This window comes from Fastidiosipila sp. (genome assembly GCA_012511175.1).
Lineage (GTDB): Bacteria > Bacillota > Clostridia > Saccharofermentanales > DTU023 > UBA4923.
In genome coordinates, this window is the sequence record JAAZGO010000020.1 from 1 (window position 1) to 25460 (window position 25460).

Below are 25460 nucleotides of genomic sequence, written 5' to 3' on the forward strand. Positions count from 1 at the left end.
CATGTCCCGTGCGATCTTACTCATGTTGGGTTTCAAGTTTGTTGCCTCCAAAATGATCTTCAGTCTCGGCAGATCCGTGAGAGCTTTTACCTCCACGCTTGTATCAAATTTGATCGGATAGTGCATGGTCTTACCTCGAAATAATCTTTGGTAAGAACTCTAAACACTCCCATCACTTTTGTACATTCTTATCTCATCGAAACTGTGCATTTTAAAGCTAGCATTTACATGGTGACAAAAACGGAAAATGAATCAATTCGAAAATGGCGTTTGTCTAGGCTTTTAATCGCCCTTATGGTCCTTCTCACATCTTGCGGGATATCCAGTGATTTAAACGATATTTCTGTAGATATCAGCACTTACAGCATCGTCTTCAGAAGTGAGAGAGGTTTTGGTAATGACCGATTTGATGTTTATTCCTTTTCTTTAGAGAAACCAGAAAACATAAGTGACTTTCACATGGTGAGTGAAGAGTCTGAAAAATTCTTTTGGGATTTCATCAGCATGATTGATGCAGAACTCATGGATGATCCATCTAAGGCATCCTCATTGAAGCCACTAAAAGCAGCTTTAGATAAGATTAAAAATCAGGAAGACGGGCAATATCTGCATGTAAGTTCGAATGGTACACGTAAGTTATACGTCTATAGTCCAATGTTAAATACTGGTTATTGTCTAATTCTGGTCATTTAGAATTTCTGATCAAGGATAAGAAAGAGGCTGTCTCATTTTGAGACAGCCCCACTTTTTTGGCGGAGAAGGAGGGATTTGAACCCTCGCTGGAGTTGCCCCCACTAACGGTTTAGCAAACCGTCCCCTTCGACCTCTTGGGTACTTCTCCAAGGTTTGCGTCCGGCGCGCTTTGACATTATAGCATGCAAAACAAACCGGGCGCACAAAAATCAGTTCAGGAGCGGCTCTTTTCCTCTCCCGTTCCTGTCAAATTACAGGTTCTTTGCTACAAAATCCCAGTTCACCAGATCCCAGAACTTCTCAATGTAGGAAGGCCGGGCATTTCTGTAATCAATGTAGTAGGCGTGTTCCCAGACATCACAGGTCAGAAGAGGTTTCTTGTTTTCTGTCAGGGGCGTGCCGGCATTGCTGGTGCTGATGATCTCAAGTTTGCCCTCATCGTCCTTGACCAGCCAGGCCCAGCCGGAGCCGAAGGTGGTGGCAGCAGTTGCGGAGAACTTCTCCTTGAAATCGTCAAAAGATCCAAAGGCTTCATCAATGGCCTCAGCCAGTTCACCGGATGGCCTGCCGCTTGCGCCGGGAACCAGGCAGTGCCAGTAAAAGGTGTGGTTGAAAACCTGGGCCGCATTGTTGAAGATGCCGCCGCTGGAACGCCTGATGATGTCCTCAAGGGGCATGTCTTCGAACTCGGTGCCGGCGATCAGCTTGTTCAGGTTGTTGACGTAGGCCTGGTGATGCTTTCCGTAATGGTAGTCAATGGTTTCCTGGGAAATGGCCGGCTCCAGGGCATCTTTCTCAAAAGGCAGTGGTGGCAGTTTATGTTCCATTATGTTCCTCCTGGAATTATCTTTGTCGGAAGCGGATCCGACAGCGCTGCAGGACCCGGAGTCCTCGTTAACACTCTACAACGGTCTTGGACAGGCTTCAAGGAAATGTATGAACGGTGGAAAAAGTTACGGGATCGGAAAGCGAAAACCAGCGGGAAAAGTGTCTCCAGCAAAAACGGATTTTTCCGGGATGATCGAACCACAGAAAAAAGCCTTAGGAACCGTTCACGTCACAGGCATTTCGTGCGGATGCCTAAATATTCAATTGTCAATCGGAAATGACTGTACGGATTTGATAAAGAATTGTCCGGTTCTGCGAATAGCCGATCTTGTTCACTTACTTAATAATAATCTTTAGGTATTAATAGGTATCTGATCAATGTCAAATTTGAACAAGGAGGAATCATCACATGAAAAGGTATCTGGCGGCGTTACTAAGCGTGCTGCTTCTGCTGTGTTTAATGGCAGGTTGCGCCGGAACAACCCCCAATGAACCAAGCAATCCTCAGCCAACGGACAAGGAAGACTTGCCCGGCCCGACTGGCAATGAGGAAGTTATCAAGTTTGGAGTGTTTGAGCCGATGACCGGCGCCAACGCTGCATGGGGAGAGTATGAGCTTAGGGGAATTGAACTTGCTAATGAACTCTATCCGGAAGTCCTGGGCAAAAGGATCGAACTGGTAATCGCCGACAACAAATCCGATGTTGTTGAGGCGGCAAATGCTGCTGCCCGCCTGGCCGAAAACAGTGAAGTAACCATTGTGCTCGGTTCCGCCGGTTCATCTCTTGCCATGGCTGGAGGTGATATATTCCTCAGCAACCAGGTCCCGGCAATCGGCACCTCGCCTACCAGTCCGAACGTTACACTTGGCAATGACTACTATTTCCGGGTTTGCTTTATTGACACATTCCAAGGCATTGCTCTCGCCAACTACGCAGCGTCTGAATTGGGGCTTAAAAAAGGCGCCATCATTTATGAAATTACCAATGACACCTGTGTGGCCATGCGTGCTCCCCTGACCAAGGCCTACAACAATTTGGGCGGAGAAATCCTAACTGAAGCGACATTCAGCGTTGGAGACCAAGATTTCAACGCCCAGCTTATTGCCGTCATGGCAAAGAACCCGGAGGTGATCTTCTGTCCGGGGAACCCGACCGAGGTGGCGCTGCTGATCAAGCAAGCGCGCGCATTGGGTTATGAGGATGTCATGTTCATGAGCAGTGATGCCGTCGATGTGCCGGTCTTCCTGGAGGTTGGCGGTGATGACCTGGAAGGCGTTTATGTCACAACACATTTCTCGGCTGAAGCTCCCATCAACGACATGACCACCGTATTTACCGAAGCTTATTCAGCCAAGTACGATGACGAACCCGGCGCACTGACTGCGCTTGCTTTTGATTCCTATGTCGCGGCAGTTGAGGCCATCAAAGCTGCCAACAGCACCGACGGACCCGCATTACAGAAAGCGCTGGCAAATTTAAGCTTTGAAGGATGCACAGGCCGCATTGAATTTGATGAGAATGGCGATGCGATTAAAAACCAGGTGGTACTGAAAATTGTGGAAAACAATCAGTGGAAATATGGCGGTACCACATTGATTGAGAAGAATTAAGCTGTTCATGCTAGTTGGGGGCCGGCTGACCGGCCCCCAAATTACATCTTCCACACCGGCCCGCCCCCTTCCCATTATCGTACAAACGATTTGAATGGGTGGGAGGGGAGTTAAGATAACGAGAACGTATCATGAATGTTTTAATCCCGACTTTTGAGCAGTTTGTGCAGGCGCTGACCAATGCAATCGCCATGGGCAGTCTTTATGCGCTGATTGCAATCGGCTACACCATGGTGTACGGAATTTTGCGGCTGATCAATTTTGCGCATGGCGACATTCTCATGATGAGCATGTATTTTGCTTTCTACATCGTGAGCCTTTTCAGATTGCCATGGTATGCGGCATTCATTCTGGGCACACTGGGCATCGGTCTGCTGGGTATGCTCATTGAGCGAGCTGCTTACAAGCCGCTGCGTTCGGCACCGCGCATCTCGCTGTTGATTTCTGCTATTGGTGTTTCTTTCCTGATGGAGAACTTGGCGACAGTCGTTTTTTCAGGCATCCCGAAACAGTTCCCATCGGTTCCCTTTTTCCAGGAGGTACTGATTATTGGCAAGGTTCATTTGCAGCGAATGACCCTGATTGTACCCCTGATTACGGCTGTCCTTGTATCAGGACTTCTGATGCTCACCAAAAAAACCAAGATCGGCATGGCTATGCGAGCGGCCAGCAGGGATTTCACGACCGCAAGATTGATGGGAATCAATGTCAATCAGATCATTTCATTCACATTTTGCATTGGCTCCATTATGGCCGCGATCGGAGCCATGATGTGGGGTCTCAAGTATCCAAAAATTGAACCATATGTAGGAGTGATGCCTGGATTGAAATGCTTTATTGCGGCTGTTTTGGGCGGAATTGGAAACATTGGCGGCGCGGTAGTCGGAGCCCTGCTTTTAGGCTTGATTGAAATAATGATCGTACTGTTTATGCCCGGCCTATCCGGTTATAAGGATGCGTTCGCATTTGTGCTGCTGATCATCATATTGCTTGTTCGCCCCACGGGACTTCTAGGCGAGAAGAACATCGACAAGGTATAAGGACACAAATATGAAGAAATCGAAATGTCGGGACCGCATTCTGACCTGTATCGCCCTCTCAGCCTTCCTGGTTTTCTTATGGCTTGTAGACACGGGTCGCCTGCTTGGGAGTTATGAAGCCAGGGTCATCAAGTTGTGCGGCGTCTACACGATCGTTGCGCTTTCGCTGAACTTGATCAGCGGGCTGACCGGTCAGTTTTCTCTCGGACAGGCGGGATTCATGGCGATTGGAGCCTACGTCACAAGCCTGCTCATTATTCCTCCCCCCATTAAGGAAGCCATGTTTTACGTAGAGCCAATTTTGCCTTGGGTGAGAGATCTTCAAGCTCCATTTCTTATCGCCTTGATGGCCGGCGGCGCAATCGCAGCTCTCTTTGCCTCTTTTATAGGTTTTCCGGTTTTACGATTAAAGAGTGACTACCTGGCAATCGCAACGCTTGGTTTCTCGGAAATCATTCGCATTGTCATTATGAATGCAACACCAATTACCAATAGTTCTGCCGGAATCAAGAGTATCCCGCCCATCGCGAACGTATGGTGGACCAGCATCAGTGCCGGAGTTTGTATTTTTCTGGTATTGCGTCTGATGCGTACCTCTTATGGCCGCGCTTTTAAGGCCATCCGGGACGATGAAGTAGCTGCGGAGTCGATGGGGATTTCGCTCTTCAAACACAAGATGCTTTCTTTTGTCATATCGGCTTTCCTGGCAGGGATCAGCGGTGGGCTCCTGGCCAGCGTTGTGGGAGTTCTTACGCCGGTATTTTTTCGATTTACGCTCACCTATGAGATTCTTTTGATTGTTGTTCTCGGCGGGCAGGGGAGTATTACAGGTTCATTGGTGGCAGCAACGGTCGTCACCATTGCGAAAGAATGGCTCCGTTTTCTGGATGAGGGATTCTCGCTGGGCCTCTTTTCCGTGCCAGCCATTCCTGGGCTGCGCATGCTCGTTTTTTCAGTCTTTCTCATGGTCATCATCTTGTTCTATCGAGAGGGATTTTTCGGATCCCGCGAGTTTTCCTGGGAAGGTTTCTTTGGAATCTTCACGAAACTTGGTAAATGGTGCAAGGGGCTGTATCGCCGCGGAATTACCCCGAAAGGAGGTGATCGGGCATGACCATTCTGGAAACGAACCGGGCAACAATACGTTTTGGCGGCGTAACTGCCGTTGACGATTTGAACATTCAAGTCAAGAAGGATGAAATTGTGGCCATCATCGGCCCAAATGGCGCGGGCAAAACTACTGCCTTCAACATGATTACCGGTGTATATACACCCAATGAGGGCCGTATTCGATTTTGTCCTTCAGGCGATGGGGAGAACTTAATTGACATCACCGGCATGCGCCCGGATCTCATTGCCCGCAAAGGCATCGCGCGAACCTTCCAAAACATCCGGCTTTTCTCAAAGATGACGGTGCTGGAAAATGTGCTCATTGCGAATCATCTGCACCTCAAAAGCGGTATTTTGGGTGCCATGGCGGGCTGGCCCCTGTATAGCAAAGAAGAACGCCGTATCAGAGAGAAATCCTTTGAATTGCTGGAGCTGGTAGGTTTGGTTGAAGATGCCGGGAAGATGTCGGCCAGTCTTCCTTACGGTAAGCAGCGAAAACTAGAAATCGCCCGCGCGCTCGCGACTGAACCGACACTTTTGCTCTTGGATGAACCCGCGGCAGGGATGAATCCTCAGGAAACACTCGAATTGACCTCATTTGTCCGCCAGATTCGGAATCATTTCGATCTTACTGTTCTCCTGATCGAACATCATATGCAAATTGTCATGGATGTTTCAGATCGTATTTACGTCTTGGATTTTGGAAAAACCATTGCGCACGGCATTCCAGCTGATGTAAAAAACGATGAAAAAGTTGTTCAAGCATACCTGGGGGTTGGCTAATATGCTAAAAGTTAAAGATCTGGCGGTGAGTTACGGTGGCATTGAAGCCGTCAAGGGTATTTCTTTCGATGTTCCAGAGAAGTCCATCGTGACTTTGGTCGGTTCGAACGGCGCGGGGAAAAGCACGACTCTGCGTGCCATCTCAGGGATCACGCGAGTGAAAGCCGGGAGCATACATTTCAATGGACAGGATATCGTGGGTCTTCCCGCAGAAAAAATTGTGGGGCTTGGCATTAGCATGGCGCCGGAAGGCCGCCGGATCTTTCCCAACTTGACCGTCCTCGAAAATATCAAGATTGGCGCCTACTTGAGAAAAGATGATCTTTCGGATGATATTGCCTGGGTGTACGAATTGTTTCCGATACTGAAAGACAGGCACTGGCAGATGGCTGGGACACTGTCCGGCGGAGAACAGCAGATGCTTTGTGTTTCCCGTGCACTGATGAGCCGGCCGAAATTGCTGATGCTCGATGAACCATCACTGGGGCTTGCACCCATGATCGTCCACGATATCTTTGAAATCATCGGGAAGATCAACCGTGAAGCCGGGGTTACCATTCTGTTAATTGAGCAGAACGCGAATATGGCACTCCATATCGCGGACGTTGGATATGTTCTGGAAACCGGATTTATTACTCTCTCCGGCGATGGGCGTTCGTTGCTTGAAAACGAGGCCGTAATCAAAGCCTACCTGGGTGAGTAGATAAGTGACGGTCAATTTCTGTGAAGATCACAAGGATTTCATTTTTCCGAAGGCAAGCCCGCCAGAGTTCCACGACTCTGACGAATTACATACAAGGAGGAAAGGCTTATGGTTAACAAAACAATGGACGCTCTGGTTAAGGAAAAACGTGGTCCTGGGCTTACGTTGATGAAAGTACCCATACCGTCTCCACAGATTGGTGAAGTGCTGATAAAAGTGAGGAAAGCAGCGATCTGCGGTACCGATGTTCATATTTATAACTGGGATGAATGGAGCCAGCAGCGAATTACCCCCCCGGTGGTCATTGGCCATGAGTATGTGGGAGAAATTGTAGAGCTGGGAGAAGGCGTGACGGGACTGAGTGTGGGTCAGCGCGTGAGCAGTGAGAGCCATGTCGTATGCGGACGCTGCAGAAATTGCCTGGCAGGGAACGAACAGTGGTGTGAACACACTACAATTGTTGGTGTCAATTTGAATGGCGCCTTTGCGGAATACCTTTGTGTCCCGCATGTGAATGTGATGCCTATTCCGGATGATATTCCGGAAGATGTGGTTTCCTTTTATGATGCCCTTGGCAACGCCACCCATACGGCTCTGATGTTTGACGTTCGGGGTGAAAACGTGTTGGTCACAGGGGCGGGTCCCATCGGCCTGATGGCGGCGAAAATAAGCAAGTTCTGCGGCGCCCGAAGAGTGGTGATTACGGATCTCAAGGACTACCGCCTCGACCTGGCCCGCCGTTTGGGTGTTGACGAGGCGGTCAATGTCGGCCGGGAAAGTCTGGAGGATGCAATGCGCAGTGTAAATATCCCGGGAGGTTTTGACGTTGGCATGGAAATGTCGGGTAATACTGCCGGACTCGCTCAATTGCTGGGATCCCTCCGGAATGGCGGGAAGGCGGCACTGCTGGGGATCTTCAGCTCCGGCCGGAGTGATATGGACTGGAACGACATCATTTTCAAGGGATTGACCGTACAAGGAATCACGGGACGCCGGATGGACAATTGGAGCCAAATGTCTGCACTGATCCAGGGAGGGCTTGACATGTTACCCGTCATCACCCACCGGTATCATTACAAGGATTTCGAAAAAGGTTTCGCCGCAATGAAGAGCGGGGAATCGGGCAAGGTAGTTTTCGATTGGATGGAGAGTTAAGCATGAAACAAAAAGCATTTGCCGCATACAGGGAGCGTGTGAACGAACTGCTCGAATCAGGAGCCTACAAGGATGAACGCGTGCTGACAACGCCGCAAGATGCCCGCATTAATACAACAAAGATGCGTAATGTACTGAACATGTGCTCCAACAACTATCTGGGGTTGGCGTCAGATCCCGAAATAATCGCGGTAGCTAAAGAGAGCCTGGATCGGTGGGGAAACGGATTGGCCGCGGCCCGCTTTATCTGCGGTACGCAAAGCCTGCACAAAGAACTGGAAGCCAAAATTGCCAACTTTTTTGAGATGGACGATGCAATTTTGTACCCCACCTGTTCCGCAGCCAACGGCGGACTTTTCGAGTCTCTTCTTGGACCGGAAGACGCCATCATATCCGATGAACTCAACCATGCCTCCATCATCGACGGGATCCGCTTGTGCAAGGCAAAACGTTTTCGCTACAAGAACAATGACATGGAGGATCTTCGTGAAAAGCTTGACATGGCAAAAGGCGCCCGCTATCGGTTAATCGCGACAGATGGTGTATTTTCCATGGACGGCTACATCGCAAACCTCCAAGGGATTTGCGACCTCGCTGAGGAGTACGGAGCCATGGTCATGGTTGATGACTGCCATGCAATCGGCATTGTGGGCGATCATGGAAAAGGCACAACGGCATACTGCAAGGTCATGGGCCGGGTGGATATCATAACCGGCACCTTGGCAAAAGCGCTTGGCAGCCCCGCAGGGGGATTTGTCTCGGCAAAGCAGGAAATTGTCGATTTGCTCCGCCAGGTGAGCCGTTCCTACATATTTACCAACTCAGTCGCGCCCATCATCTGCGCAGTTGGCCTGCATGTATTGGACCTTTTGGAGCGTTCACCGCACTTGCAAGACGCCGTAAAAAAGAATACGGCCTACTTTCGAAATGCCTTGACGGAGAACAATTTTGATGTACTCCCTGGCGAACATCCGATTGTACCGATTATGCTTTATGATGCGCAGGTGGCCAGAGATTTCTCAGCCAATATGCTGAATAAGGGAGTATATGTCGTGGGTCTCTCCTTCCCCGTAGTCCCGCAAGGTCAAGCGAGGATCCGCGCACAGGTATCTGCAGCACACACCAAGGAGGATTTGGATTTCGCAGTCAAGTGTTTTTGTGACGTCCGGAACGAAATGGGACTGTGAGTGTAAAGCCATAAACTTTTGCGCAGGGTACCCTCAAATTGCCGAAGTGCCCTGCGCTTATTTTTGATTCTTTTCGCCCTGCCGCCGGTCGCTAAGGCTCAATACCGGCATCCAAGCCATCTGCCAGGCTGCGATCTCGAAAAGAAGCGGGGGGACACCCCTTGTATCGTTTGAAGTATTTGTAGAAGCTGTTCATGCTCTTGTAGCCAACCTGCGCGCAGACATCATGAACAGAATGAGTGGTTGTTTCCAATAAAGCTGCAGCGTGGTTGATTCGAAGCTCATTGATATATTGCGGAATACTGACATTCATGTATTTCTTGAAAAGCCGGGAAATGTAGTCGGGAGAGGCATGAACAACGCCTGAAAGGGTGACCCGATCCAAGGCGTGGTGATAGTTTTCGTGAATATACTGTAAAAGTCCATTCACGATCAGGTTGTCAGTAAATTTCCATCCAATTGAACGTCTGATCGAGGCCAGCAGCTGGTCATATTCAATGGGTTTCAGCAGGATATCTCTTGCCCCAAGGCGGAGTCCGCGTTGGGCGTACGCAAATTGGTCGTAAGCGGTAACGATAATATAGTTCCGATCAGGTTCTTGCCGCATCACTTCGAAACCATCCATCACCGGCATTTCAATATCAAGAAAAATCAAAGTTGGTTCAACCTGTCTGATCAGTTTGAGTGCTTCTACGCCATTCGTTGCATGTCCAGCAATTTGAATGGGCAAATGTCCCTTCTCGATGAAGTGACGGATGATGGTAGTCATTGCCAGCTCATCATCGACAATAATTGCTTTCAAGTTAACTGGCCCCCTTCTTTATCAGGAATTGAAATCTGAACAAGGACGCCATGATGATCGGCGTTGTCAATATGAAAGGAGAAATCGTTTCCGTACAGGTTCTGGAGTTTTTCGTAAATTAAGGATAAACCGTGACCTGACCGGGCAACCACGTGATTTCGTACGCGTTCCAGCTCTCCTGGATTCAAGCTCTGGCCATCATTCCAGATTCTGAATAGAAGCCGTCCATCTGAATTTGAGACATTTATTCGGATGTGCTGGCAATGTCTGTTGCGGGAAGACCCGTGAACAAATGCGTTTTCCACGATGGGCTGCAGAAAATTGAATGGAATCCTGACGCAGTGAAGAGCCTCGTCAATCTCGTATTCAACGCAAAGCTTGTCCCCAAATCGAAGCTTCTGCATATCCAAATAGAGATTAAGATAATGTATTTCCTCTTCGAGCTTGACAATATCCTGGTTGGTGCTCATGATGTACCGCAGCATTTTTGAAAGTTTCGTGATGGCATCATAGGTATCTTCCCGGTCACTTTCCAAAGACATGCTGGCGATGGTATTGAGGGTGTTGAAAAGGAAGTGATAATCCATTCGAAGGCTGGTGACCATTTTTTTTGTGAAATGGAGGTTTTGTTCCAGCATGGACTTTTTTATTTCAGCCTGTTGGATTTGGGCATCTTTGTCATGTAGTGACTGATAGATTGAATAGAACTCACAAAAACTGACAATGCTCTCAGACATTTTTTCCAATCGCTGTTGAATGCTTTTCTTTGTGCTGTCAGGCAGTGCATAGAGCTCCTCAACGGCACAGGACTCGCTGGCGGAAGACCGGAAATGACCGCCCGCGATACAACCCAGGTAAAGGCCGTTGACGACTATGGGCACATAGTACGTTGTCAGGCCGTAAGCGCAGGTGAACTGTTTCGTGGCGGACCCAGATGCCTCTTCGAACTGAGGCAAAGACATGCACGCACACGTGGATGATGCCGATGCAGGCTGGCAGGTTTCTGTACAAAAGGGGAGATAACGCCCATTTTGCGAAATGATATTTCCATCGCCGTCAAAAATGGTAAAAGGCACAGTTGTCTGCGCAAGCAGAGGGAGCTCCAGCACTTCGATCGCGGAGACGAGCATGTCGCTCTTTTTGCAGGCCTTCATCATTTTGAAGGAAGAAAATTCAAGATCATAACGGGTGGGTGCGCTGATAAATAATTCTCTAAGGCTATGAGGGCCTGTATTGAAGGTTTCATGTACGGAATCGGAAGGCATGTGGAAGAGCATTCCCTTGGAGCAGTGCTGGATTTTCCCATTGATAATATAGATGCCGCTTCCTTCAATAACGTATACGATCTGCTCGTGCCCGTAATGGACGTGGCGGGGGAAATGGTTTCCCTTAAACATTGTTGTGATACCGGCCGTCAGGGAAGTATTGTCATTTTTTGTCTTGGGAGGACTGAAGTAATCGATATATCCCCATTCAGTCTTTTGCCTGTACATCTGACACCTTTGACCAGTTCTGTTAGGAAAAAATTCAATAAATACTTTTATGGCACCAACGTTGCCATTCTACACACTTGAATGCGGCAAAGCAAGAAACAGAACCGCCTGGAAACAAGCCCAACGGACTGAAGGCCGTCCCAGACCGTCTTATTTGCTTGGGCGAATGGGATTCGACAGACTTACGGATTAAAAGAAAACCCGGGTGAAAGGACCACGAAAATTGGTGAAACACGATGTAGTCTTTTTCTCATTTCTACCCGGCGCAAAGTGGATCCGCGTTCACGATCTGCGGCATAGCCACGCAAGCTACCTCATCAGCAAGGGCGCGAAAGTCAAGCTGATCGCAAAGCGTCTCGGCCACGCAGAAGTATCGACAACCCTTGACAAGTACTCCCATTTTTCCCTGCCGACGAGAAGAAAACGGTCATGGATCTTGATGATCTGGCAAGCTCGAAAAAATATTTAGTAGGAATTTAGCAGACCTTAAAGGTGAAAACTCTGGTAACAGGGTATCGTAAGGGATATTGGCGGAGAGAGCGGGATTCGAACCCGCGGAGGACTTGCATCCTCGCCGGTTTTCAAGACCGGTGCCTTCAGCCAACTCGACCATCTCTCCGTGTCTTTCGGCGAGCTCTGTCAGTTTACAAATGAATGATCCGAATGTCAACGCGTGGACAGGCGGGCTTGAGGCGTATAGAATCAGAGTAACGAGCGTCCTTATGGTGGCGATTAAGTTCCCTTTTCATATGGATAACACATTTGTGTATTAAGATGATCCCAGCGGGGATCTTACCCCTGAAGAGACCGCAAGGGAAGACAATAGCAATAAAAAACGAGGATAAGCCTATGCAAGACAGTCACGATGACGATCGCGACAAAAAAGAATTATTGGATACCGGGAAAGATGCCGTGGAAGAAGCAGAGGGCAATGACCAGGCCAAGCGCGGCCGCCCCAACCGACGGCTAACCCGTCACGCAATCCGGACCAGTGGCATCCTGCCCCTGATCCCTTTGCGGGGGATGGTGATCTATCCCGGTGTGCTGCTCTCCTTCGATATCGGGAGGGAGCAATCCATCAGGGCCCTTCGCCAGGCCATGTCAGGCCGCCATGAACTGATCCTGTCCTGCCAGACAACATTGGAACCCGTCTGGCCCAATCAGGAACAGATCTACCGTGTGGGGACGCGCGCCTTCATCCGCCAGGTGCTGGAGCTGCCCGACGATACCATGAAAGTTCTGGTTTACGGCCTTGAGAGGGTTGAAATTGACGATTACGTTTCCGACAACTCTCATTATGAAGTGCGTTACCATTCGCTGCTTGTCAATACGCCGGAGCAGACACCTCAGCTGGATGCTTCCGTGCGTCTTATGATCGATATGTTTCAGCGTTATGCTTCCATCACGGACCGGGTTGCGCCCGAGGCCGTTGCCCTGGTGCGCCATGAAGCGGAAGCAGGTCACGCGGCGGATATTATTGCGGGCCAGTTGTCAATCCGTTTCGATGAGCAGCAAAAGATCCTGGAGACCACCCTGGTCCAGGATCGGATCAAGATGATCCTGCGCTTTCTGCATCGCGAGATCCAGCTGGCCGAACTGGAACAGAAGATCGCTTCCCAGGTGCAAACCCAGCTGGAGAAGAATCAGAAAGATTATTTCCTCCGCGAGCAGATGCGGGTCATCCAGGAAGAACTGGGGGAGGAATTGGACGCGGAGGAAGAAATTGATACGCTCAGGACCCAGCTGGAGCAATCAACCATTCCTGACGATTACAAGCCGAAAATTGAAAAAGAGATTGACCGGCTTGAACGTCTGCCCTCGCATTTCCCCGAATACGCAACTCAGAGAAGCTGGGTCGAGACCCTCCTGGAACTCCCTTTTGGCCGTGTCGATAAAGAGCGCCACGATCTTGGCCGAGCCAGAAAAATTCTGGATCGGGATCATTACGGCCTGGACAAGCTGAAACAGCGGGTCATGGAGTATCTGGCAGTCAGAAAACTGCTGGTGGAAAAGACCGGCGACTCGACTTTGAAGGGCCCCATCTTGTGTTTTGTCGGCCCTCCGGGAACCGGCAAGACATCCATCGCCAAGGCCATCGCAGAGTCCCTGGGCCGCAAATACATCCGCCTGTCGCTCGGCGGCATCCGGGACGAAGCGGAGATCCGCGGCCACCGGCGAACCTACGTGGGGTCCATGCCCGGCCGCATTATCCAGGCCATCCGACAGGTGGACACTGACAATCCGCTCCTCCTGCTCGACGAAATCGATAAGCTCGGAAGTGATTTCCGGGGCGACCCTTCATCGGCCCTTCTGGAGGTGCTGGATCCTGAACAGAACCACTCCTTCCGGGATCATTACATCGAGATTCCCTACGATTTGTCCCGCGTGCTTTTTGTGACTACGGCCAACACGGTTGATACCATTCCGCACGCCCTTTATGACCGCATGGAAGTGATCGAGGTGACCGGTTACACAGAGGCGGAGAAAATTGAGATTGCTCTCCTTCACCTGCTGCCCAGGGAAAGGAAACAACATGGTCTGACAGGGAGGGATTTGCAGGTTTCCAGGAAAGCCCTGGCGCAGCTGATCCAGGGCTACACCCAGGAAGCGGGTGTCCGCCAGCTGGAACGTGAAATTGCCAGACTTTGCCGCTGCGCCGCCATTGAGATTGCGGAAGCGGAAGGCCAGAAGAAAACCATCCGGGTCACACCGAAGAATCTGGAAAGCCTCATGGGCAAGCCGCGGTATTTTTACGATATGGCTGACAAGGAAGACCAGGTGGGTGTCGCGACAGGCCTAGCCTGGACCTGGGCGGGGGGCGATACCCTGACCATTGAAGTCAACATTATGCCAGGAACAGGCAAGCTGATTCTCACCGGACAGCTGGGCGATGTCATGAAGGAATCGGCCCAGGCGGCACTGACCTACATCATGAGCCGATCTGCCACGCTCAAGGTCGATCCCGCCAAGACCAAGGAACGTGACATCCATATCCATGTTCCAGCCGGCGCCATACCCAAAGACGGTCCCTCGGCCGGCATTACACTGGCAACGGCGCTGGCCTCGGCGCTGACGGGCTACCCGGTCCGGCACGAACTGGCCATGACCGGCGAAGTGACCCTTCGGGGCCGTGTACTCGCCATCGGGGGGCTGAAGGAGAAGGCGGTCGCCGCCAACCGTGCGGGTATCCGTACGGTCCTGATCCCCAAGGACAATGAACGGGACATTGAGGACATTCCCGATACGGTGCGTGAAGCCCTGAAGTTTATCCCGGTCGCCCACATGGACGAAGTGCTGGATCACGCCCTGGTCAGGATTGAGGCACCGCATTCGCCCTGCCAATGTGACGAAACTGAAAAAGGGGAAAGCGAAAAAGAGGTAAACGGGTCTTGAGGCAGTCCGGAAGCCTTTATTAAAGGGAGGGCAGTCCCTGTACGGCAGGGGCTGCCCTACAATTGAATGAGAACCCGGTCGCCCTCTGAAGAGCGGACATCGACCAGGGGGACGCCGGGATAATCTTTTTTCATCCGGCGGAAGATTTTCATGACTTCCCCAATTTTCTCGTCGGGCAGACCGCTGATAAATTGCTCGAAACCGGAACTTTTTTCAGAAGCTTCTTTTTTGGTATCGATCACTTCCCTTCTCCATTCCATTCGTCTTGAAGGGTTGCCATCCCGGATCGATTCCCGGATTTCCTTGCGGATGGTTTCCCTGATTCCGTTGGCATCGACCGCTTCCCTGACTTCCTGCCGTACGGTTTCCTTGATTCCGTCGGCATCAATGGTTTCGATGACATGGGTCCGGATCTCGCGGCTGACCGTCTTCTCCACCTCTCCGGCTGCCCCCATCTGGTCTTGTTTTTTTACAGCCGGGGAGTCGAAGTCATCCAGCTTATCTGATTTAATTTCTCCGCTTTCAGCCTTTCGGCGGTCTTTGGCCAGGGACCGTTTGTAGATCTTGAAGGCCATCTTGGAGAAGATCATGCGGTTAGGAAACCACAACCGGATTCCTCTCTTCCCCTGCTGTTTGATGATCAGTTTCATGGGAATAACCTCTTCTTATTCAACGAAGATCTCGACATGGTCACCGTCGGCAGATTCCACCTCAAGTAATTTGCCCAGAACACCCTCGTCGACCAGCTTGACAACCTTATCCCATTGGAGGGCTCCAAGGTTAAGGCCGTTGATATTCAGGCCGCCCACCCCATCCGTGCTCTCAATAATCTTGAGCAGGGCCAGGGGCACATTAATCCGAACCTTGTCGCCATCTTCCGAGTCCACAACAATTTTCAAGAGCATCTTGTCAGGATCCTTGCGGTTCTCCGGCCTGACATACTGGGTCTCAGGCTCAGGCTCCCTGGAAAACAGCTGATCCAGCGTCACCTTGAAGATACCTGCCAACTGTGGTAACAGGGTAATATCCGGCAGACTGACACCGTTTTCCCATTTGGAAACGGCCTGAGCCGAAACGGATAACTGTTCAGCCAGTTGGTCCTGAGTGAGCCCTTTTTCCTTGCGCCATTTTGCAATGTTGTCGCCGATGACTTGTGCGTCCATTTTTGACTTCTCCTTCTGTTTTCCTATTTCATTTGATGTTCGATAGCAATGCCGAGGAATTCAGCCAGTCTGGGCATGGGCTCGATCAAGCGGATGTCCTTGTCCCGAAGTGGAGCGTCCTTTCTGTCGGCAGAAGCCGGGGACTCCCCATTCTGGAAAGACTCCAGTTGGCCCGCCCAGATGGCGGATTCATTTTCAAATACACAGACTTCCATTTTGCTCACCTTCATTCATGTCTTATTGCCTTTCCCATGACATGGCTCGGCGCCGGTGACCCCTGGGTGCAGATCAAGCCTAGAGGGCTGAAGCGCTGAATTGAAGGTAGCAGCGGTTGTTTTGTCCAGAATAACACAACTATTAGTTGTATTCGTTGTAACTTAATGGTTGATATCATAACTGAAGCTGATCCACACGCGTTGGCGTCAGGAAACTGTCGGAAAAATTACAGAAATTCATCCCGGTCGCCTCTATAATGGAACGGCAATTTCATTGGCAAATCCCCGGAGGTAAGCAATGGAAAAACAGTTAATTATGATGGGTTTGGTCCGGTTCCTGCATGAACTCTTCACCGTTTTGTGGGTTGGGGGCCTGGCCTTCATGTCACTGACGCTTGTGCCGTCCCTGTCCAAAGTCCTAGGCGATGGTGAGAAAAACAAAGAGATGATGAAGATGGTAACGCGGCGCCATCGGATCTGGATTTATCTGAGCATGGTTGGACTCATCGTGACAGGACTTCTGCTTGGGCGTTCCAGTCCTTCTTTTACCGGCTTTCTGCACTTTGATAATCTCTACTCAGCTTTAACCGCCGTCAAGCATCTGCTGATCGTCGTAATGGTAGTGATAGCTTTGTTCAGGTCGATCAAATTCGGGAAAAAAGATCAGGCCGGCAAACCTGGAAAACACAGGGTCAACGTGATCCTGATCAGGGTCAATTTCGCCTTGGGTGTTGTCGTGATCCTGTTAAGCGCTTTTGCTGCTGCGACCCGTTGACCGTTACTCGAGTCACGGGTTCATCCGCAATGGGCACACCCGCCAAAGGACGGGCGATGAATCAGCTTGGCTGGAAATATCCCGCCCATCATTTTTTCAAGTGTCGGCCCAGGGCTGTCAAGGGAAGATAAACTTCGGACGTCAGGGGAAAAGGGCCAAATAGACGTCCAGCTTCACTCTTTCCGAAAAGTCCCGGATGGCCTCTGACGCGATTTTCATGGCCTCTTCTTTCGGATAGCCATAGATGCCGCTGGAGATGAGGGGAAAGGCAATGCTTTCGCAATGATGGCTGACTGCCAGCCGGAGCGAATTCAGATAGGAGGAGCGAAGCAGGGCCTCTTCTTCCTGGCCGCCATCCCGGTATACCGGACCTGCCGTGTGGATGATAAAGCGGGCTGCAAGATTAAAACCGGGCGTGATAACGGCCTCACCGGTTTTGATGGGCGCCAGCGCCTTACAGGCTTGCGTCAGTTGTGTTATGCCGGCTGCCCGGAAGATGGCACCGCAAACCCCGCCTCCCATCCGCAATTCGGTGTTGGCGGCGTTGACGATGGCGCAGACCTCCATGGTGGTCAGATCCCGATGGACAACAGTAAAAGACATGACTCCCCTTTCCTGTGTCAGCGGCTCAGCATGTGTTGCAGTTCAGTGTTCTTGATCCAGTCACCTCTGCTGTCTTTGAGATAGGGCAGAACCAGGAAATGGCGCTCGCGGTTAAGCGGACCGTGGACATGGGGGCAGAATCTGCCTGTGCTTTCACTTTCCTCCCATTTCACTTTGGAGGCAAGTTTGTCATCATCAATGCAAAGGAGGACCAGTTCATCTTCAGTGTCCTTGAATCCGGGTGCAACCCTCCGGAAGAGGTCAACCGGGGAGCCGTGGATCAAGCCTTCGGTCTGGAGACAATGGCGGCCAAACCAGGGACCGCCTTTGAATTTCTCCCAGGTTTTCCTTCTGGTGCCATGCAGGAACATGTCAGCTTTTTCTTTCTTCGCGAATAAAGGGCGCATTGATTATTTCAGAGAGCAGCAGGCTGTATTTTCCCGGCTGTCGGTAAGCGTTGCCGTGAACCTCGCTTTCCCGGTAAGCCCGCATTTGATCGAGGGGGAAGGCAGCCAGAAAGATGCCCTCCTCTTCCCCTGCTTCCAGAATCAAAGTGTCACGGGAAGAAGGCTCGCCCGGTTTGTAGGCCATACCGTCAAAGGCGTTGGAGTGGCCGTTGCAATCGGGCCAGCCCTGCGGGTAATTAGCAGTGGCCACACCTGTCATATTCTCGAAGGCTCTGGCGCGCAACTGGGAAATCCGGTTGATTTCCATGGGGCAGGCATTGGGGACAAGAATGATTTCAGCTCCTTTTAACATAAGAATCCGGGCGCTTTCAGGAAATTCCCGGTCGTAACAGATCATGGCGCCGATACGGACCGGTCCCTTTTCCGTGTCCAGCTCACAGACATAAAAATCATCGCCGGACGTCAGCCTTCCTTCATCTTCATCGAAAAAGCAAAGATGGACCTTGGCGTAGGTGAGGGCGGCTCTTCCATTGCGGTCGAAGAGGCGGACGGTGTTGCGGGGGGAAGGCTCGCAGGCCTCCAGATAGGTGATGGCGATGGCCATTTGAAGTTCTTGGGCCAGACCGGCAAAAGCGGCAAGAAAAGGGCTTTCGTTTGAAATCGCATACCGCCGGAACTCATTCTCCTCTTGCGGGATGTGATAGCCATTGCTCCACATCTCCGGGAAAAGAGCCAGATCGGCGCCCATGGCCCTGGCTTCCCGGCAGGCTCGCAGGCCTTTGTTGAGATTGGCTTGAAGGGAGCCTTCCGGCATGAGTTGCAGCAGCGCGACGATCAGGTCATTCATCCCTTTTATTCTCCGGAGGCTTTTCCCCGCGGCCTGCCCTCTTCATCGAAGTGGCGCCTTAGAGAAATCTCCGTGGGAAGAGAAGAAGCAAAAAGCACCAGGGTCTGGAGGGTGTTGAGTGCAATGCCAACCGCCATAATGACCGATTGACTTTGTCCGCGGACAAGCAGGAAGACCACGGTTGAGATGGCCAGCATGGGGCCTCCCAGGATCAACCAGGTCCGGGCCAGGCGGCTTTGGGCGAATTGCCAGAAACGCTCCTGGTCTTTGTCCCTGGGCCTGCCAGGCGGTCTGATCCGGAACCAAAGACCAAAAATCAGCATGGTCAGGGGCAAGAGAATAAAAACGACAGCCATGAAAATCCAGCGGCTCATGGGGCTCCCCCATCTGTCCTTCCAGGGTGTGATGATCAATCCGATCCCATTTTATCCCAGTTTGTTGCAAGAATCATCCGGTCGAATAAGCCTTCATTGGCAAGAAAGCGGTCTCTCAGAGGAGCTGCGAATTGATCCGTTCGCAGAAACTGTTTAAAGGCAAGGTAAGGCAAAAGGCGGTAGTCCGTCGTCTCTCCTGCCTGCAAGCGTACAGGCAGGTCGTCCAGGTTGGCAAAAAAGACATAGCCAAAGTAAATTTCGTGGCGGTCCAGGATGCGGTAAACATGTACCAGGCAGGTTCTTTCGGCTCTGAGGCCTGTTTCCTCCCAAAGTTCACGCCGGGCGCCTGCTTCAGGCCTTTCGCCCTTAATCACAGCCCCTGTCGTAACCTCCCAGCAAAAGGGCCACAGGGTCTTGTTGCCTCGCCGGGTGACCAGGATCTCTCTTTTTGGTGTGACTGTGTAAACCTCTACGATGGCATGAAAAACGCCAGGTGGAATGGATTGTCCCCTGATCAGGTCAAAGCCAAGCAGTCTGCCTTGGCTGTCCAGCGCATCCCAGCGTTCTTGTTTTCGGTCATTCATCTCTGTTCCCTTAACATGACACAGGGACAGGATACCATCAAACAAAAACTTGCCCTGTGAAGTTTCATTCGGCAAGGACCGCCTGGCATGGAGCGGTTCATTGGCTGAAGAAAATGCCGTTTGCTGGTAGCATAAAAGGCAGAATCAGGTCGTTTGGGAGCAGACGCATGAAAAGAAAAAACGAAAAACTTATGAGAAAACAGATTGACGGCCGCCTGATCAGGATCTATATCTCGATTGTACTGGCCGTTTTCATCCTGCTTTCGTCTGCGATCTATTTGATGCTGGTCAATCTCAACGAAAAAAAATCCGCTTATGAGGCAATAGACGGTTATTTGGATTTGAGTGATTTGGATTTCGGCAAAGAAAAATGGGTCGAATTGAACGGCGAGTGGCAATTCTTTGAAGGACAATTTCTTCCAACCCGGGAAGGCGGTGATTTCAGCCATGAGCCGACGGGAGCAGGTGAGCAAGCCCGGATCATTCGGGTGCCGGGCCCCTGGCAGCTGAGCAGCGGAACGGGTTCACCTTCCCGTGGCTTTGGCACCTTCAGACTGCTTGTCACCCTTCCGGAACAAGCGGTGTACGGTCTGCGTGCCAAAACAGTCCGTTCAGCCAGCCGAATCTTCATCAATGGACAAGAGATAGCAGGTATGGGCCGGGTGGCAAGCGAGGCAGGCCTGTATCAGCCGATGAGCCGTTACTGCACGGGATTCACGCAGAGCCGTGACGGCAGGATGGAAATCATCATCCACGTGGCCAACTTCTATTACAGCAAAGGGGGCATCCTCTCGTCACTCGAGTTTGGGCCTTCGGGGGACATGATCACACGGATAAGCCGCGAAACCGGTTTTGAGATTATCGTGATCTTCTCCTTCATTTCGGTTGGCGTCCTGTTTTTTATCCTTTATCTTCTGACAAACAGGGGCCGTCATCTTCTCGCCTTCAGCCTGGGTTGTTTTTTCATGGGCCTTTATCTTTCGGTCATGAACAATCAGGTTCTCAACCTCATGTTTGACCTGGGTTTTGCCAGCCGGACAAGGGTTCAAATTATCTCCATGGTTGGCGCCATCACCTGCTTTCTCACCTTTGTTGAGCGATTTTTCCGGACCACAGCCAACCGCAAACTTTCCCTGGCTGTCAAGGTATTCATGATGCTCACCTTATCGGGGGCGCTCATTAACCCACTTTGGGTCATGACGTCAGCCCAGGGGCTCTTTCAGGTTATCCTGGGTCTGATCATGCTGACAAGTTTCGGTTACATGACTTTTGTGATGATCAGGGCTATGTTCAAGAAGATGGTGGCGGTTGAATACATCCTGGTGGCCGTCGTTTCCCTGGCCTCGTATTGGTTCTCCCTCCTGGCCAAGGCCCTGCTGGGCTGGAAGATGACCTATTATTCCGAATGGATGCTTATCTTCGTGCTCTTGAGCATGGTTTATCTGATCGGGGACCGCCTCTACAGCGACTACCTTGAAATGACCGAGCTGACGGACAAACGTCTGGAACGGGAATTCGAGTATTTTTTCTCCCAGATCTCCCCGCATTTTGTTTACAACACCATTAATACAATCATTGCCCTGAGCTATGAAGACGATGACAAAACAAGAGATGCCCTGAACCACCTTGCCATGTATTTTCGCGGCAAGCTTGCTTTCCATAAGCAGAAGGGCCTGATCCCTCTGGAAACAGAACTGGAGATGGTGGTCGCCTACCTGGAGATTGAAAAGATGCGCTACCAGGGCAAGCTCCATGTCGAGTACGGCATCGCGCAGGATCTCGATTGTATGATCCCCCCGCTGACCATCCAGCCCCTGGCGGAGAATGCAGTCAAGCATGGGATTGCGTCCCTGGATGGCGCGGGCACTGTCAGGATTACGGCGGACAGGGCGGAGAACGGTTTCACCCGTATTACCGTTGAAGATGACGGCCGCGGTGTGACAGATGAAGAACGTGCTGCCATCTTCGGGGGGGATTCGGAAAGATTGGGCCTTAAGAATGTCACGAAAAAGATCGAATTAATGCCCCGCGCAACCATACAATTCTCAAGCAGCCCTGGAAGAGGAACCATTGTTGAGTTGATGATACCGGAGGGAGGAATTCATGCGGATCTTGAAGGCCGTGCTGGTCGATGATGAGGCGGCCGCCAACAAAGTGCTGGCTTCGCTTCTGGCCGCCTACGAAGACATTGAGATTGTCGGACAATACACAGATCCGGACCAGGCCCTTGAAGCCATGGACGGCCTGGATCCGGATGTAGTCTTTTTGGATATTGAGATGGGCAGGATCAACGGCATAGAACTTGCCAACCGATTGACCCGGGAACGCTATATTCAAATCATTTTCATCACGGCCTTTTCTGACTATGCTGTCGATGCCTTTGAAGTCAATGCCATCGATTACCTCCTTAAACCCGTACAAAAAAACAGGCTGGACAAGGCCATCCGGAAAATCAGGGGGGTCCAGCTTCAGGGGAAGGGCGAAAGTCCTGTTGATCCTGAGCCAGGGAAAGCGCTTCATGTCATCAGCCTGGATTATCCTGCCGTTTACAACCAAAATGATCGGATCCTGGCCTGGAGAACCCGGAAAGCCAAGGAACTCTTCTTTTATCTCTGGCTGAATCGACAGACTCAGGTCAATAAAAGGACCTTGATCGACCGGCTTTTCCCTGACAAAGACAGGACAAGAGCACAGGTCCTTCTGCACACCACGGTTTACCAGATCCGGCGGAGCCTGGCTGACATCGGTTTTCCAGAGGGCATTTTATTCGCAAACGACAGTTATCGCCTGCAAGTACCCGTAACAGCGGATGTCAATGAATTGGAGGATGTGTTAGAGCGGGGGGGGAGTGATCCGGACCGCATCGCCGCCATCCTTGATCTTTATAAAAGTGATTTTCTGAGAGAAGAATCCTATGACTGGGCTATGGAAACCCGGCAGCTGCTCAAGCATAAAACTTACCTGGCCCTGGCTTCTTTTGCAGAGAAGCGATTGGAAACCCGCGACTATACGGACCCGCTGGATGCCTGCCTGGAAAGGATCCATCAGTTGAATCCTGCAGAGGAGCGGACAGCCCGCCTGTTTCTCAAGTACTTTGGTGACCGGCAGAGGATGGTCAAACTGAAACTGTACTATGCGGACTACAAAAGGCGCCTGATGCAAGACTACGCAATGAAACCGCAGCCGTCGCTTGAGGAGCTCTATCTCAGCTTGACGCGCAGATGACCGGCCTTGCCCCGCTGGGAAACTGTCAAGACCGGGCAAGCCGTCTTCCAGCCCTTGGATGAAATCCTTGAAATAATGACCGATTTCAACCAAACGCCCATCATCCAGCTCGATCACCAGCCCGCTATGCCCGGCCAGTTCAGACAAACCAGGTTCAAGCTAGTCGGAGGCCGGTTCGAAGGTCCCCGTGACAAGATCCTGCGTTTCAAGATTCGTCTCGAAGCTGGTGCGGGGACCATCCAGTGCTCCGGTGACGCTTACCGTCGAAACGGTGACGCTGAAATAAGGGAACCGCCTGTCCCTGTCCATGAAAACGGTTTCCTCGTTTGAAAAACCGATTTTTTCGTACTGTGCTCCTCAAAACAGTTCAGCCCCGCAAAATGGACGGAACGGGTTTCGGGGTCGTAGAAAAGGCAATCCATGATGTCGGTGTCGGCCTCCCCCAAATTGACTTCATCTGCATCTGAAGGAGTCTGCGACAAGCCCGGTTTTGTGGGTTTCACGGAGTCAGCGGACAGGCTGACCACCCGGGGGGTGCGCTTGACTGAGTATAGGGGGAGCTCTTATCCGGTTGCGCCGTTTTCATATCAGAAGAGCGGCAGCGATGACAAGGGCAAGGACCAGAATCCAGAACAAAAGTCCTTTATGGAGCAGGGTTGTCATCACCTCCCGCCGATCCAGCATCAAGTGCTTTCAGGATCTGTCCAGTCGTCGCAATGGTTTTGGGAATGACCGCCCGGACCGTCATAAGCGGATCAACGACCTGGGAGATTTTGATATCAACTGCCATGCTGGCCAGCATACAGGCTTCTTCCCATAAGCAGCCGAAGATCCCTGCCAGGGCCCTGACCGCCGTGCTGATACTGTCGCAGGCAGCCTCCTCCAGTGTTTTTGCTGACGCAATAATCATGGTCCCTTCAGCTGTTTCCAGCAGGGGCCAAGGACCGGAATTGCCTTTAATGACGCTGAGCCGGACTGTCACCCTGGCGCTGACCTCAAGGCCCGTTTGACAGACTTCACCATCTGCCATAAGGGCATGGCAGTCGCCCAGGGCGAAAAGCGCTCCTTTCTGCATAACGGGAAGATAGAGCCGGGTGCCCCGGACGATATCCCGTGTATCCATATTGCCTCCGTGCCTGTAGGGAGTGTGCGTCGGACAGGGGCCGTCTTCCAGGGCCGGCGCCACACCGATGACTCCGATCATGGGATGGACGGGGATTCGCAGGCCCAGGTATTCGGCCGCACCGTCAACAATGGGAATGACCCGGACCGTCTTGTTTTTGGCTTCCTTTTTCAGCAGTCCTTCGCCCGGCAAGACAACCATGATACCGCGGTCGGCGATGTCAATCCCCAGGATGTCGACTCTGAGTGTATCGCCGGGGTCGGCCCCGCGGATATAGACCGGGCCGGTTGCCGGGTTCAAAAAATCGCGGTCGACCCGGACAGGATCGTCCTCCTCCGTCTGAATCTGCCCGAAGTAACAGTCATTGCTCTCAAAGGTGACGATGCTGCCGTCATCAACCGATAAGACGGCTTCCATGTCAGGTTCGAAAGCGTAAATCACATGATTGCCAGTGATGGTGGGCATGGGGAACCTCCTTGTTCAAGCCTTGAATCCGCTCAGTAGGTGATACCGGAGTGCAGGAAAGTGCCCTTCCGGAGTTCACTGAAAGCCTGTTGGATTTCTTCCCTGGTATTCATGACAATGGGGCCGCCCCAGGCGACAGGCTCATCAAGCGGGATTGAACTCATGTACAGAACCTGAGCGCCGGTCTCTGCCGTGCCGATGGTGACATGATCTCCAGCAGTCAACTTGGCAGCTGTCTTCTCTTTGACCGGAGCATCACCGATCAGGGCATCTCCCACGAGCGTGAAGACCATGACTGAGCGGTCACTTCCTGTTTCCAGGGTAAGTGAGGCATGAGGCTCAAGCTGGATGTCATAGTAGTCGAGCGGCAGGTAGATGCCAAGATGGCCCTGCCACCCCTGGTATTGTCCGGCCAAAAGCCGCAATCTGCCGCCGGGGAACCCGATTTCCGCGATCTCATGGCGCTTGATGCTGTGATAGGCCGGGGGCGCCATTTTTTTCCCGGCCGGCATATTGAGCCAGAGTTGAACACCCAGCAGACGTTCCGCAGCCGGCAGCATTTCCTCATGCATGATCCCCGACCCCGCCGTCATCCACTGAACTTCGCCGTCACCGATAGTGTCCTCGTGCTTGAGGCTGTCACGGTGTGTCATATGGCCTCGCCATAGATAACTGATGGTTTCAATCCCCCGATGCGGATGCATGGGGAAACCGGCGGTATAATCATCCGGCCGGGTGCTGTCAAACGAATCGAGAAGGAGGAAGGGATCGAAACGCTCAACCGTATGATTTCCAAGAACCCTGATCAAGCTGACGCCTGCCCCATCCCGGGTCCGGTAACCAGTGACCTGATGGTCAATTTTACTGTCCATCTCCTGCC

General features: G+C 51.6%; 27 protein-coding genes and 2 tRNA genes. 14 read left to right on the plus strand and 15 right to left on the minus strand.

All coding sequences use genetic code 11. The features are described from left to right. Positions 1-228 precede the first annotated feature (228 nt). Positions 229-693 (plus strand): hypothetical protein, encoded by a 465-nt coding sequence (locus GX839_04025; protein NLB04628.1) that lies wholly within the window; start codon positions 229-231, stop codon positions 691-693. A gap of 57 nt (positions 694-750) precedes the next feature. Here the strand turns inward: GX839_04025 and GX839_04030 are convergent. Both GX839_04030 and GX839_04035 read right to left on the minus strand, forming a co-directional pair. After that, a tRNA-Ser gene (locus GX839_04030) sits at positions 751-841 on the minus strand. A gap of 103 nt (positions 842-944) precedes the next feature. Next, entirely contained in the window at positions 945-1520 is a 576-nt protein-coding gene (locus GX839_04035) for a superoxide dismutase (GenBank protein ID NLB04629.1), read from the minus strand. A gap of 410 nt (positions 1521-1930) precedes the next feature. Here GX839_04035 and GX839_04040 point away from each other — a divergent pair, with 410 nt between their 5' ends. The 7 genes from GX839_04040 (at position 1931) to GX839_04070 (ending at position 9111) form a co-directional block, all read left to right on the plus strand. Continuing rightward, positions 1931-3133 carry an ABC transporter substrate-binding protein gene (locus GX839_04040; GenBank protein NLB04630.1) on the plus strand — a complete coding sequence of 401 codons (1203 nt, stop codon included), beginning with the start codon at positions 1931-1933 and terminating at the stop codon, positions 3131-3133. 131 nt (positions 3134-3264) lie between these two features. After that, complete coding sequence (locus GX839_04045) at positions 3265-4173, plus strand: branched-chain amino acid ABC transporter permease (protein ID NLB04631.1); 909 nt, start codon at positions 3265-3267, stop codon at positions 4171-4173. Between the two features lie 10 nt (positions 4174-4183). Further along, the gene (locus tag GX839_04050; protein ID NLB04632.1) at positions 4184-5287 is read left to right on the plus strand and encodes a branched-chain amino acid ABC transporter permease; all 1104 of its coding nucleotides are present in this window, start codon (positions 4184-4186) and stop codon (positions 5285-5287) included. Continuing rightward, on the plus strand, positions 5284-6066 hold the full coding sequence (locus GX839_04055) for an ABC transporter ATP-binding protein (GenBank protein ID NLB04633.1): 783 nt from the start codon (positions 5284-5286) through the stop codon (positions 6064-6066). Before GX839_04050 ends, GX839_04055 begins: the two co-directional genes overlap by 4 nt. A 1-nt stretch (position 6067) precedes the next feature. After that, the gene (locus tag GX839_04060) at positions 6068-6769 is read left to right on the plus strand and encodes an ABC transporter ATP-binding protein (protein ID NLB04634.1); all 702 of its coding nucleotides are present in this window, start codon (positions 6068-6070) and stop codon (positions 6767-6769) included. 108 nt (positions 6770-6877) lie between these two features. Next, the gene (tdh, locus tag GX839_04065; protein ID NLB04635.1) at positions 6878-7924 is read left to right on the plus strand and encodes an L-threonine 3-dehydrogenase; all 1047 of its coding nucleotides are present in this window, start codon (positions 6878-6880) and stop codon (positions 7922-7924) included. A 2-nt stretch (positions 7925-7926) separates the two neighbouring features. After that, a complete protein-coding gene (locus GX839_04070; protein ID NLB04636.1) occupies positions 7927-9111 on the plus strand; it encodes a glycine C-acetyltransferase in 1185 nt (394 codons plus the stop codon). A 91-nt stretch (positions 9112-9202) separates the two neighbouring features. On the opposite strand, the gene GX839_04075 is transcribed toward GX839_04070, so the two are convergent. Both GX839_04075 and GX839_04080 read right to left on the minus strand, forming a co-directional pair. Next, complete coding sequence (locus GX839_04075; GenBank protein NLB04637.1) at positions 9203-9880, minus strand: helix-turn-helix domain-containing protein; 678 nt, start codon at positions 9878-9880, stop codon at positions 9203-9205. A 29-nt stretch (positions 9881-9909) separates the two neighbouring features. Further along, positions 9910-11406, minus strand: coding sequence for a histidine kinase (locus GX839_04080; protein ID NLB04638.1), 1497 nt, complete (start codon positions 11404-11406; stop codon positions 9910-9912). A 205-nt stretch (positions 11407-11611) separates the two neighbouring features. Between GX839_04080 and GX839_04085 the strand changes: the two genes are divergently transcribed. Further along, positions 11612-11875 carry a tyrosine-type recombinase/integrase gene (locus GX839_04085; protein ID NLB04639.1) on the plus strand — a complete coding sequence of 88 codons (264 nt, stop codon included), beginning with the start codon at positions 11612-11614 and terminating at the stop codon, positions 11873-11875. Positions 11876-11934: 59 nt separating this feature from the next. On the opposite strand, the gene GX839_04090 is transcribed toward GX839_04085, so the two are convergent. Then, positions 11935-12025 (minus strand) — tRNA-Ser (locus GX839_04090). A gap of 230 nt (positions 12026-12255) precedes the next feature. Between GX839_04090 and lon the strand changes: the two genes are divergently transcribed. Continuing rightward, positions 12256-14799, plus strand: a complete 2544-nt coding sequence (lon, locus tag GX839_04095) for an endopeptidase La (GenBank protein NLB04640.1) — start codon at positions 12256-12258, stop codon at positions 14797-14799. A gap of 56 nt (positions 14800-14855) precedes the next feature. Here lon and GX839_04100 read toward each other — a convergent pair whose 3' ends face one another. From GX839_04100 to GX839_04110, 3 genes are read right to left on the minus strand one after another with little or no spacing between them, the layout of a single operon-like run. Further along, positions 14856-15449, minus strand: a complete 594-nt coding sequence (locus tag GX839_04100) for a hypothetical protein (GenBank protein ID NLB04641.1) — start codon at positions 15447-15449, stop codon at positions 14856-14858. A gap of 15 nt (positions 15450-15464) precedes the next feature. Further along, positions 15465-15962 carry a helix-turn-helix transcriptional regulator gene (locus GX839_04105; protein ID NLB04642.1) on the minus strand — a complete coding sequence of 166 codons (498 nt, stop codon included), beginning with the start codon at positions 15960-15962 and terminating at the stop codon, positions 15465-15467. A 23-nt stretch (positions 15963-15985) separates the two neighbouring features. Then, positions 15986-16192 carry a hypothetical protein gene (locus tag GX839_04110; protein ID NLB04643.1) on the minus strand — a complete coding sequence of 69 codons (207 nt, stop codon included), beginning with the start codon at positions 16190-16192 and terminating at the stop codon, positions 15986-15988. 283 nt (positions 16193-16475) lie between these two features. Here GX839_04110 and GX839_04115 point away from each other — a divergent pair, with 283 nt between their 5' ends. Beyond that, positions 16476-16952 carry a hypothetical protein gene (locus tag GX839_04115; protein ID NLB04644.1) on the plus strand — a complete coding sequence of 159 codons (477 nt, stop codon included), beginning with the start codon at positions 16476-16478 and terminating at the stop codon, positions 16950-16952. Between the two features lie 141 nt (positions 16953-17093). Here the strand turns inward: GX839_04115 and GX839_04120 are convergent, their stop codons facing one another. The 5 genes from GX839_04120 to GX839_04140 are packed head-to-tail and all read right to left on the minus strand — an operon-like array spanning position 17094 to position 19767. After that, on the minus strand, positions 17094-17555 hold the full coding sequence (locus tag GX839_04120) for a macro domain-containing protein (GenBank protein ID NLB04645.1): 462 nt from the start codon (positions 17553-17555) through the stop codon (positions 17094-17096). Positions 17556-17572: 17 nt separating this feature from the next. Then, positions 17573-17926: a DUF952 domain-containing protein gene (locus tag GX839_04125; protein NLB04646.1), complete on the minus strand. Its 354-nt coding sequence runs from the start codon at positions 17924-17926 to the stop codon at positions 17573-17575. A gap of 1 nt (position 17927) precedes the next feature. Further along, entirely contained in the window at positions 17928-18809 is an 882-nt protein-coding gene (locus GX839_04130; protein NLB04647.1) for a carbon-nitrogen hydrolase family protein, read from the minus strand. 5 nt (positions 18810-18814) lie between these two features. After that, the gene (locus GX839_04135) at positions 18815-19183 is read right to left on the minus strand and encodes a hypothetical protein (protein NLB04648.1); all 369 of its coding nucleotides are present in this window, start codon (positions 19181-19183) and stop codon (positions 18815-18817) included. Positions 19184-19218: 35 nt separating this feature from the next. Further along, the gene (locus GX839_04140; protein NLB04649.1) at positions 19219-19767 is read right to left on the minus strand and encodes an NUDIX hydrolase; all 549 of its coding nucleotides are present in this window, start codon (positions 19765-19767) and stop codon (positions 19219-19221) included. Between the two features lie 167 nt (positions 19768-19934). Between GX839_04140 and GX839_04145 the strand changes: the two genes are divergently transcribed. The 3 genes from GX839_04145 (at position 19935) to GX839_04155 (ending at position 23322) form a co-directional block, all read left to right on the plus strand. Then, positions 19935-21902: a histidine kinase gene (locus GX839_04145; GenBank protein NLB04650.1), complete on the plus strand. Its 1968-nt coding sequence runs from the start codon at positions 19935-19937 to the stop codon at positions 21900-21902. Beyond that, positions 21871-22992: a response regulator gene (locus GX839_04150; protein ID NLB04651.1), complete on the plus strand. Its 1122-nt coding sequence runs from the start codon at positions 21871-21873 to the stop codon at positions 22990-22992. Before GX839_04145 ends, GX839_04150 begins: the two co-directional genes overlap by 32 nt. 75 nt (positions 22993-23067) lie before the next feature. Beyond that, a complete protein-coding gene (locus GX839_04155; protein NLB04652.1) occupies positions 23068-23322 on the plus strand; it encodes a hypothetical protein in 255 nt (84 codons plus the stop codon). 313 nt (positions 23323-23635) lie between these two features. Here the strand turns inward: GX839_04155 and GX839_04160 are convergent, their stop codons facing one another. Continuing rightward, positions 23636-24580: a formamidase gene (locus GX839_04160; protein NLB04653.1), complete on the minus strand. Its 945-nt coding sequence runs from the start codon at positions 24578-24580 to the stop codon at positions 23636-23638. Positions 24581-24612: 32 nt separating this feature from the next. Next, entirely contained in the window at positions 24613-25452 is an 840-nt protein-coding gene (locus tag GX839_04165; GenBank protein NLB04654.1) for a pirin family protein, read from the minus strand. Positions 25453-25460: the final 8 nt, after the last annotated feature.